Annotated in this window: 7 protein-coding genes; 2 read left to right on the plus strand and 5 right to left on the minus strand. The window is 33.1% G+C overall.

Annotated elements, in window-relative coordinates; all coding sequences use genetic code 11:
• Positions 1-271 precede the first annotated feature (271 nt).
• The 3 genes from BOW55_RS20100 to BOW55_RS20110 form a co-directional block, all read right to left on the minus strand.
• Positions 272-886: a hypothetical protein gene (locus BOW55_RS20100; RefSeq protein WP_129026188.1), complete on the minus strand. Its 615-nt coding sequence runs from the start codon at positions 884-886 to the stop codon at positions 272-274.
• A 206-nt stretch (positions 887-1,092) separates the two neighbouring features.
• A complete protein-coding gene (locus tag BOW55_RS20105; protein WP_129026190.1) occupies positions 1,093-1,791 on the minus strand; it encodes a DUF1826 domain-containing protein in 699 nt (232 codons plus the stop codon).
• Positions 1,792-1,950: 159 nt separating this feature from the next.
• Positions 1,951-3,375 (minus strand): amino acid permease, encoded by a 1,425-nt coding sequence (locus BOW55_RS20110; RefSeq protein WP_129026192.1) that lies wholly within the window; start codon positions 3,373-3,375, stop codon positions 1,951-1,953.
• A gap of 346 nt (positions 3,376-3,721) precedes the next feature.
• Here BOW55_RS20110 and BOW55_RS20115 point away from each other — a divergent pair, with 346 nt between their 5' ends.
• Entirely contained in the window at positions 3,722-5,128 is a 1,407-nt protein-coding gene (locus tag BOW55_RS20115; RefSeq protein WP_129026194.1) for a DUF1254 domain-containing protein, read from the plus strand.
• Between the two features lie 13 nt (positions 5,129-5,141).
• Entirely contained in the window at positions 5,142-5,612 is a 471-nt protein-coding gene (locus BOW55_RS20120) for a cupin domain-containing protein (protein WP_129026196.1), read from the plus strand.
• Positions 5,613-5,739: 127 nt separating this feature from the next.
• Here BOW55_RS20120 and BOW55_RS20125 read toward each other — a convergent pair whose 3' ends face one another.
• Positions 5,740-7,251: a DUF1254 domain-containing protein gene (locus tag BOW55_RS20125; protein WP_129026198.1), complete on the minus strand. Its 1,512-nt coding sequence runs from the start codon at positions 7,249-7,251 to the stop codon at positions 5,740-5,742.
• A gap of 173 nt (positions 7,252-7,424) precedes the next feature.
• Positions 7,425-8,675, minus strand: a 1,251-nt coding sequence (eptA, locus tag BOW55_RS20130; RefSeq protein WP_129026200.1) for a phosphoethanolamine--lipid A transferase EptA, incomplete at its 5' end; no start/stop codon positions are given.

Consider the following 8,675-nt stretch of genomic DNA (forward strand, 5'->3'; position numbering starts at 1 on the left):
GCCAATAAAACTTAAGAAACATCAAATAATTAATTATCAAATTAATACCAAATAAAAATTATCATGTCATTTATAAATTCTTATCAAAATGATATGATAAGCCTTTCAAAATGAGAAACATTATTACCCTTTAAATATGAGAATACAGAAAAAAAGATGGTAAACCCAGCTCTACAAAGTATACCTAAACTAAAAGCTTTCGGGATTGCAAAAAACTTTTCAGTTGAACATTTCGAAGAGCTGGGGCGGAAGTTGAACTTATTGTTTAACATTAATTACTTAGACATTCCATACTTTGCATAAATTCTTTGCTCTGTTTTTTAGTAAAATTCTCTTCAACATAACTTTTAGAAGTCCAAATCCTAATAGTTTCAATTTCTTTAGTCTGAAACAAAAGCTGTTCTTCCTTATGTCCGAACAAATCTCCAAAGTATTGCGTATATTTTCCATCACAGTTGAATTTTCCATCATTCTTCAATTCAAGCCTTGTACCATCACGAAATAAAACATTCATATTTGCATTATCGTCAATACAGCTTCCAGCTCCTACCGCCTTTATGCTCATAATAATTGATTTATCGCTTTTTAAAAAGAAAATCCCAAAACCGTTTTTTCCTCCGTCTTTTGAAACTATTAATACATCTTTTGAGGATGTACTTGACTTACCAGTCATTTTATCAACCTTAGTGATGATTAGTTGTTCGCAACTGCCCGCCGAGACAGTAGATTCAACCTTTCCTTTTGTTAGAACCTCCTTATATTTCCAAGTTCCGTCGTTAAGCAATACTACTTCCTTTCCATCAGAGGTTTTTGCACTTACTTGTGCGAACAGTTGACAATTAAATATTATCAACAATAGTAACAGGACTGTTTTAATGTTCTTCATGTTTTTATCTTTAGATTATTTACGCAAAATTGAGTTTATAAAACAAAATAACATTACGGTTTTCCGTACCAACAAAAATCTTTTTTTATAAGAAAACAAAGAGATAGAAATACCGGATATTAATTAGAAATACAACCTCAATCGTGCGGTTTGGAAATTCTTGCCAAATTGTCGTTGCGTATATCCGAGCGATCTAACTTCGTATCTCAACAAATCAACAACAATCGATATTCACCTTCATTTTCTATTGGTGCTCTATGAATACAAGGCAGTACTTGTTGTTTTGGATGATCTACCGCCAAACGCCAAAGATGCCCTAATCCTAAATTAATTGGTTCTGCATCGGGATGTAGCTGATAATGCAAATCAAAATAATTTTCTTTTAGAAAATCTTCGAATTCTTCCTCTGTTCCATCATGCAGTTCTTTTAATTTTGCTCGGACTTCTGGAATTAGGATTTTTTGCTCTGCTTGCGAATTAGAAACAATATCACTTGCGGCTCCGTGATAGGTACATAAAAAAGTATTGGTTGCAATAGGCGAACGATCAACGTGAAACGAATACACATCTGTAGATATAAAATCAAATTCGTCGTCACGTTCGTAACACTTCAGTAAATTAAGCGAGGGCGAAGCACCAAAATCAGTTAATAACTGTAAATCATTTAAGATTATTTCTCTTGCCGTATTCCCCTTTTCGGAGAGTTGGAGCGCGATTAGATCTTCGGGAAAAACTTCGGTTACATTTTCTTTTAAAGATAATTTAGTTACAATCTCATTAAAATCGCCATCTAAATTTCTGTACCAGCAAAGCGCATTCATTTCTCCCTTGAAATGGGTATTTACAAGATCAGAGAAAGCAGTTACTACTCCTATTTGGCTGTTATTAGAAAATATAGTGCTCATGGTATGTTATTATTTTTAAACACATAGTCCCGACAGCTATCGGGACTATGTGTTAGAAACGAGTTTCTTTTAATTTTCTTTTTTTAGATAAAGAAATAACTATGTTTCTATGTGTTTAAATAATATTGGCTATACAATAATAATGCAGTAAAAACGACTTTATTTTTTTGTTTTAAAAACTTTGTAGAAAACAAAAAGAATACCCAGCCAAATAGGAATTAATTCTACAGACAATTTCATATTTGTCATCCACATGATAGATAAAATTCCCAATAAAAACACGAAACAGATGTAATTACTTAGCGGATAAAATATCGATGGAAACTTAGTTTTTGTGTTCTCCTTGTCTTTTGCAAGTCTAAATTGCAGGTGTGTATACGAAATCATAACCCAGTTAATAACCAAACAAGACACTACTAAAGACATTAAAATACTAAACGCTTCTTCTGGGATTATTTTATTTATTAAAATACAGATTGCGGCAAAGCATGACGAAATTAAAATGGCATTAACAGGCACTGATTGTTTGTTTAGCTTCTTTAAAAATTTAGGTGCACTGCCCTGATCTGCTAAACCGTATAACATTCTTGAGTTACTGTATACACTACTGTTGTATACTGATAAAGCAGCGGTTAATACAATTAAATTAAGCACATTGGCTATAAGTTTTGTAAAATATATTTTATTGCCAAACAGCTCAAATTCCATTCCGTTTAAATTTTGAAAAACCATTACAAACGGACTGCTGTCTGTAGTAATTTGTCTCCACGGTGATAAGGCAAATAAAATAACCAATGCACCAACATAAAAAATAAGGATTCTATAAATAACCTGATTGGTTGCTTTTGGAATGTTTTTTTCTGGATTCTCTGCCTCAGCAGCGGTAATTCCAATAAGTTCTAAACCTCCAAACGAGAACATAATTAGAGCCATTGCGGCTAATAAACCTTGAAAACTGCCATCAGTAGTTTTTTCAAAGAAACCTTTTGGGAAGAATCCGCCATCGTTATATAAATTATGAATCGTTGCATGTTCTCCTCCTGTACCACTTATAAGCAAATAAGTACCAAAAAGAATCATTGCAATAATTGCGACAACTTTTATGATTGAAAACCAAAATTCAGTTTCTCCGTACACTTTTACAGAGGCAAAATTCAAAGCATTAATAACCAAGAAGAAAAACAAACTGGATGCCCAAAGCGGAATTTCCGGCCACCAAAACTGCACATAAACACCAATGGCAGTAAGTTCAGCCATACTGACTAAAATATATAAAATCCAATAATTCCAACCAGATGCAAAACCCGCAAAAGAACCGCAATACTTATAAGCAAAGTGGCTAAAACTTCCTGATACAGGTTCTTCGACAACCATTTCGCCAAGTTGTCTCATAATAAAAAAAGCGATAATTCCGGCAACAGCGTATCCTAAAATAACAGATGGCCCTGCTAATACGGCCGCTGGACCGATGCCTAAAAAAAGACCTGTTCCTATTGATCCTCCTAAGGCAATTAACTGAATGTGACGGTTAGTAAGTCCGCGTTTAAGTTGATTCTCTTGTGCAGTTTCTTGTTTTTGTTTCACAAATTAAATTTTAAAATGAGTTAAATGTACTCACAAATGTATAAAGAGCGAAGATAAGTTAAAAAAGGAATCGTACAAAGGATGCACTATACTAAAAAATCCTATTCGCTTGCTGCATTCTGAAGTCTTCGGCTTCACGACAACTTTACGACACAATTCAACTTTTTTTCTCTGATTATCAATTGTATTTAAACTGTTGATTAATTCTTTTGTTGAAGATTAATAGAGAATATGGTTGCAACTTATAAGTTGCAACCATATTTGTATCTAAAAGAGTTGAAGTTTTTCGTTTAAATTCTAATTTTAAAATCAGGAAATAATTTATTTACAAACAAACTGCTTGATTATGAAAAATCTAACTGCTTTTTTAATCATTTCTCTTTTAGTATTTACTGGCTGCAAAAAAAACGCCTCAAACGATAAACAAGATAATACTGATGCAGCAGTATCATCTGATTCAATAACTGCTATTGCAAAAGAAGCATGGATTTACGGATATCCTATATTCTATAATTATAAAACTATTTATGCAAGTGCCATAAATAAAGAGGCAAAAGAATATGTAGGCTTTAACAAGTTTAAAAGTTTTGCCATGAGTGCAACTCCTGCAGACACTTTGGTAATAACAATAAATAATGACACTCCATATTCAATGGCTGCTATTGATGTTTCGAATGAACCTGTTGTTATGGAAGTTCCAAAAGTAGAAAACGACAGGTATTATGTAATGCAGTTTGTAGATTTATATACTTTCAATTATGAATATATTGGATCAAGAACTACTGGAAATAATGCAGGAAAATATCTAATTGCTGGACCAGATTGGAAAGGCGAAACTCCAAAAGGCATCAATAAAGTTTTACGCTCTGAAACAAATTTAATTTTTCTTGTTGGACGTACTCAGCTTCATGATCCATCAGATGTGTCAAATCTTAAAAAAATTCAGGCGCAATATAAATTGATCCCGCTTCATCAATTTACCCAAAGCGCAGCTCCAGAAGTAAAAAAATACAATTTACCGCTTCCAACTTGGAAAGAAAGCGATTACAGTTCACCAGAGTTTATCAATGTATTAAATTCATTATTACAATATACCAGTGAAGACAGCAGTGAAAAAGAACTTAGAGCACGTTTTGCTAAAATTGGAATTGTACCGGGAACTCCTTTTGACAGCTCTAAATATCCGCCAGAAACTATTAAAGCGATAGAAAAAGGAATTGCTGAAGCAAAACAAGAACTGGAATCTAACTTAAATAATGTAACCGATTTTGCAAATCTTTTTGGTACTCGTGCCGAACTTAAAAACAATTATCTAACCCGAGCAGTTGCTGCCGCAGCAGGAATTTATGGAAATACAAAAGAAGAAGCGGTTTACACCGGAAGCGGTAACGACAAAGACAAACAACCGCTTTTAGGGAAAAATAATTATGTGATAAAATTCAGCAAGGATCAACTGCCAAAAGCAAAATACTTTTGGAGTATAACTATGTATAATCTGCCAAAACGTTTTCTTGTTCCAAACTCGATTAACAGATATTCGATTGGGAACAAAACCAAAGGTTTAAAATATGAAGCAAATGGAGATTTGATTATTTATTTGCAGCACACTTCACCTGGAAAAGACAAAGAAAGTAACTGGCTCCCTACTCCTAAAGATGAAAACTTCATGTTTGTTATGAGAATTTACGGCCCAGAATCTGATGTGCTTAACAACATTTGGAAAATGCCTTTACCTGAAATTGTAAAAAAATAATCTAATAAAATTTATGGCAAAAGATAATTTTATTAACGAAAATGCCCCACCGCCTGCAAAAATCATAACTGCTGAACAAGGTTTGCATCAAAATATTCTTGGAGATATTCAAACAATAAAGCTTTCAGGCAAAGACACCGCAGGAAGGTTTACCATTTTTGAAAACAATAATCCGCCTGGAGTTGGAATACCTTTGCACGTGCATACAAATGAAGACGAAGTATTTAGAATACTAGAAGGCGAAATGGAATTTATTGTAGAAGGCAACACAAACCTATTAAAAGCAGGCGATACTATTTTTCTGCCAAGAAAAATACCACATTCATTTAGAGTTGTAAGAGACCAAAATGCCAAAGCCATAGTTACAATAATCCCTTCTGGAATCGAAGAGATGTTCACTCAGCTTAACCAACTGCCGCCTGGGCCGCCTGATATGGGGAAAGTCTTGAATATTTGCGGTAGTTTTGGAATTACTTTTTTATAAGAAGTTGTTTCAACAGCGTAGATTGAATCGTTTAAATATTGTCTTCCCATAAGAGACAACTTAATTACATAAAAAAAGCATGGTCAAAAAATATGATCATGCTTTTTTATTAAATTACTTTATCTGTCTATTGTTTAATTACTTGAGGAATCTTGTATTTACCACTCAAAATTTCATCACTAGGCTGATAAAGTCTTAGTATTAAATAAAAACCTCCCTTTGGTGCCGGAAGCCAATTATTAGTATCCTTTGGTTTTGCATTAGAAATCGTAATTTCAAACGTACCATCAGCTTTTTTCACAAAACCTTTTATATCATTACTAATCTTGAACCTGTTTAGTTCGTTTTTTACAAGCAATTTATTACTAGCGTCGTACATTGTAAGAGACCAGAAAGCATTAACAGGTGGTTCTTTATCAAAAGATATTTTGTAAGTATTTTTACCATCTAATGCATTATTTTCACTATCTGTGTATCTAATAGGATACAAAGCTTCTTTTTCTCCTTGTCCGCCCAAATAAGGGCCTGCAACCATAGAACGTAAAGCATAATCGTATCCAAAATTATCCAATTTATTCACCCACTGCCAGCCGTTTACAATTGAAGCAGCAGATTTTACAGATGCAATGATAGTTAAAGGTCCTTCCAATGTAGCATCATACAAACCTTTTCGCTGCATTTTATTTAATTTTGATTCATCAAACTTCCCAGGAGTAATACCAATTTTTTCAAACTGACCTACTAACGCTTTGTCTATTTCGGGAATTGGATTATTTCCCATAACAAAAGCCAGTTTTTTATAAAACCCTAGACTATCTTTATCAGCCACATTTGGAAGTGTTGGTAAACTTGAAGCCAATTTTGGAGCACCACCACCATTAAATTCGGATAAAGAAATTAGTTTAAACTGATCTTGTAAAGCATGCAGTTGTTTCATATCCTCTCCTTGTTTTACATTTAAACGCCCCCATAACCAAACCTTTTGTGTTGTTGGTGAGATTACTTTAGAAATACCTTTTGGTATATTTCCTTTCCAATTTGGAGGAACAATTAAAAATGCACCGGGTTTAGTTCCTGTTTCTCTTCGACCAATATAGCTGATAAGATTTTGATACATATCAAAAACATCAACTACATAATAACGGTCTTTTGTGTCAGGAGTTTTTAGAACCATCGGCTGTTGAAGATCAACAACGGCACTTAAATAAAAAGTATCGTTATTAGCTGTTGGCATATCTGCATCAGCATCTGTAGGCAAAGTTCTCGCCCATCCTATTTGATTTAAAGGAGCACGATAACTTGTTGCTGGTTTTGGATTTGGAACATCAATATATGATCGCATGCTTTCTTCCATCCTCAACAGTGCATAACCCCATTGATAAGCAAGTGTTCCTGCTGTTTTTGCTGCATAATAATCTCCAAGATCCTGAACTTCATTAGTTCCTGGTATTTCGATCACAGGGTCTTTTTTAGACGCTACCTGATCTAATATACTTTTTGTATCTGTTCCAACTTCTTCCTGCTTAGCTTTACCTTCTTCATTATCGCTTTTTTTACAAGATGATAATCCCAGACAAAAAACAAAAGTAAAAACCGTGATTTTAACAATTTTCTTCAGAATTTTGAATTCATTTTTCATTGATCGACTTTTTTATGATTAAATTTATTTATAAAAAAAGCTGCTTTCTAATGAGTGAAAAACAAACTCTTTCTTGCACTATTTTGAATGCAAAATAAATTTACAAAAAGCCTTTTTCGAAAGTCTATATATGATGTTGCAGATTATAATTTGCAACCAATTTAAAATCTTAGTTATTTATAAAAATTCATTTCTTCATTATAAATAGGGCTTTCAATACTTAAAAAGTTTAAAACACTGTGAAACACATGATTTTGTGTTACTGATTTATTAGGCTTAAACTGTCTAGAATGATCAGATACCCATACAATAAAAGGAATTTCATATTGCTCTTTAGGAGCAAAACTCATAGGAACTCCATGCATATATAGATTTTTTTCGCCTAAAGATTCGCCATGATCCGAAACGAAAATCATGGTGCTTTTATATTCTTTCAGTTGTTTTAAATCTTCAATTACACGGTGCAAAATATAATCTGTGTAAACAATGGTATTGTCATAAGCGTTGATAAGCTCTTCTTGAGAACATTTTCCTAATTCGACACTATTGCAAACGGGGTTAAAAGTCTCAAATTGAGACGGATATTTTTTGCTGTAAGCAGGTCCATGGCTGGTACTTGTGTGTAAGACGATCAAAATTTTATTCTTTTTACTTGCCATAATCTGCTCTTTTAATCCAGTTAAAAGAACCTCATCATAATTACACCCTGATCCTATACAATCCTTTCTTAAAACATCTCTGTTTTGATACTTTTCAATATGTACCGGAGGTTCTCCCCAATTTGTAGTTCGCCAGACAACCTCAACATTATTTCTGAACAAATAATTGGGCAATATCTCATAAAGATCATCACTATTAGTATGCTCCAAAATGCACTTTAAACCAGCAGTAGTATAAGTTGCACAAGAAACAGCGTTAAAATGAAATACATTCTGCGTTTTAGAAAGCAGCGGATTGGTGTTTTTCTTATAACCATATAAAGAGAAATTCTGACTTCTTGCTGATTCTCCTATTACTAAAACCACAACCGCTTTCTGATTGTCTTTTATTACAACATTTGGCAGTAAAATTTCCTTTTGATTCTTTTTGTATTTATGAATATAAAAAAGTGACGTATTTACAGAATATGACCAAGGCATTGCAAGACCTCCTAATTGTTTGGAGTTTTTATCAATCCACAACCAATTGCTGGCATTGACAAATATTAAAACGGCAATAAATAATAAAGTAAGAGAAGAAATAGTTAAAAATTTCTTCCATGTTTCCCTTAATATTTTGGCTTTGATTATATAAATGCTCGGAATAATCCCCAAGAAAATAATGTATAAAACTAGTTTGATAGAAAAAAAACTGCTCGATTCTTCATAATTGGTATTGAGAACGTTACCAATCATACTTTCGTCTATTATAACATGATAAGTATT

It is taken from the genome of Flavobacterium sp. YO12 (genome assembly GCF_004119495.1).
In the GTDB taxonomy this organism is placed as follows: domain Bacteria; phylum Bacteroidota; class Bacteroidia; order Flavobacteriales; family Flavobacteriaceae; genus Flavobacterium.

What these genes read in the sequence shown, in the direction of transcription:
- BOW55_RS20115 (WP_129026194.1), top strand. Translation starts at nt 3,722, where the DNA reads ATGAAAAATCTAACTGCTTTTTTAATCATTTCTCTTTTAGTATTTACT.
- BOW55_RS20100 (WP_129026188.1), bottom strand. Translation starts at nt 886, where the DNA reads ATGAAGAACATTAAAACAGTCCTGTTACTATTGTTGATAATATTTAAT.
- BOW55_RS20105 (WP_129026190.1), bottom strand. Translation starts at nt 1,791, where the DNA reads ATGAGCACTATATTTTCTAATAACAGCCAAATAGGAGTAGTAACTGCT.
- BOW55_RS20120 (WP_129026196.1), top strand. Translation starts at nt 5,142, where the DNA reads ATGGCAAAAGATAATTTTATTAACGAAAATGCCCCACCGCCTGCAAAA.
- BOW55_RS20125 (WP_129026198.1), bottom strand. Translation starts at nt 7,251, where the DNA reads ATGAAAAATGAATTCAAAATTCTGAAGAAAATTGTTAAAATCACGGTT.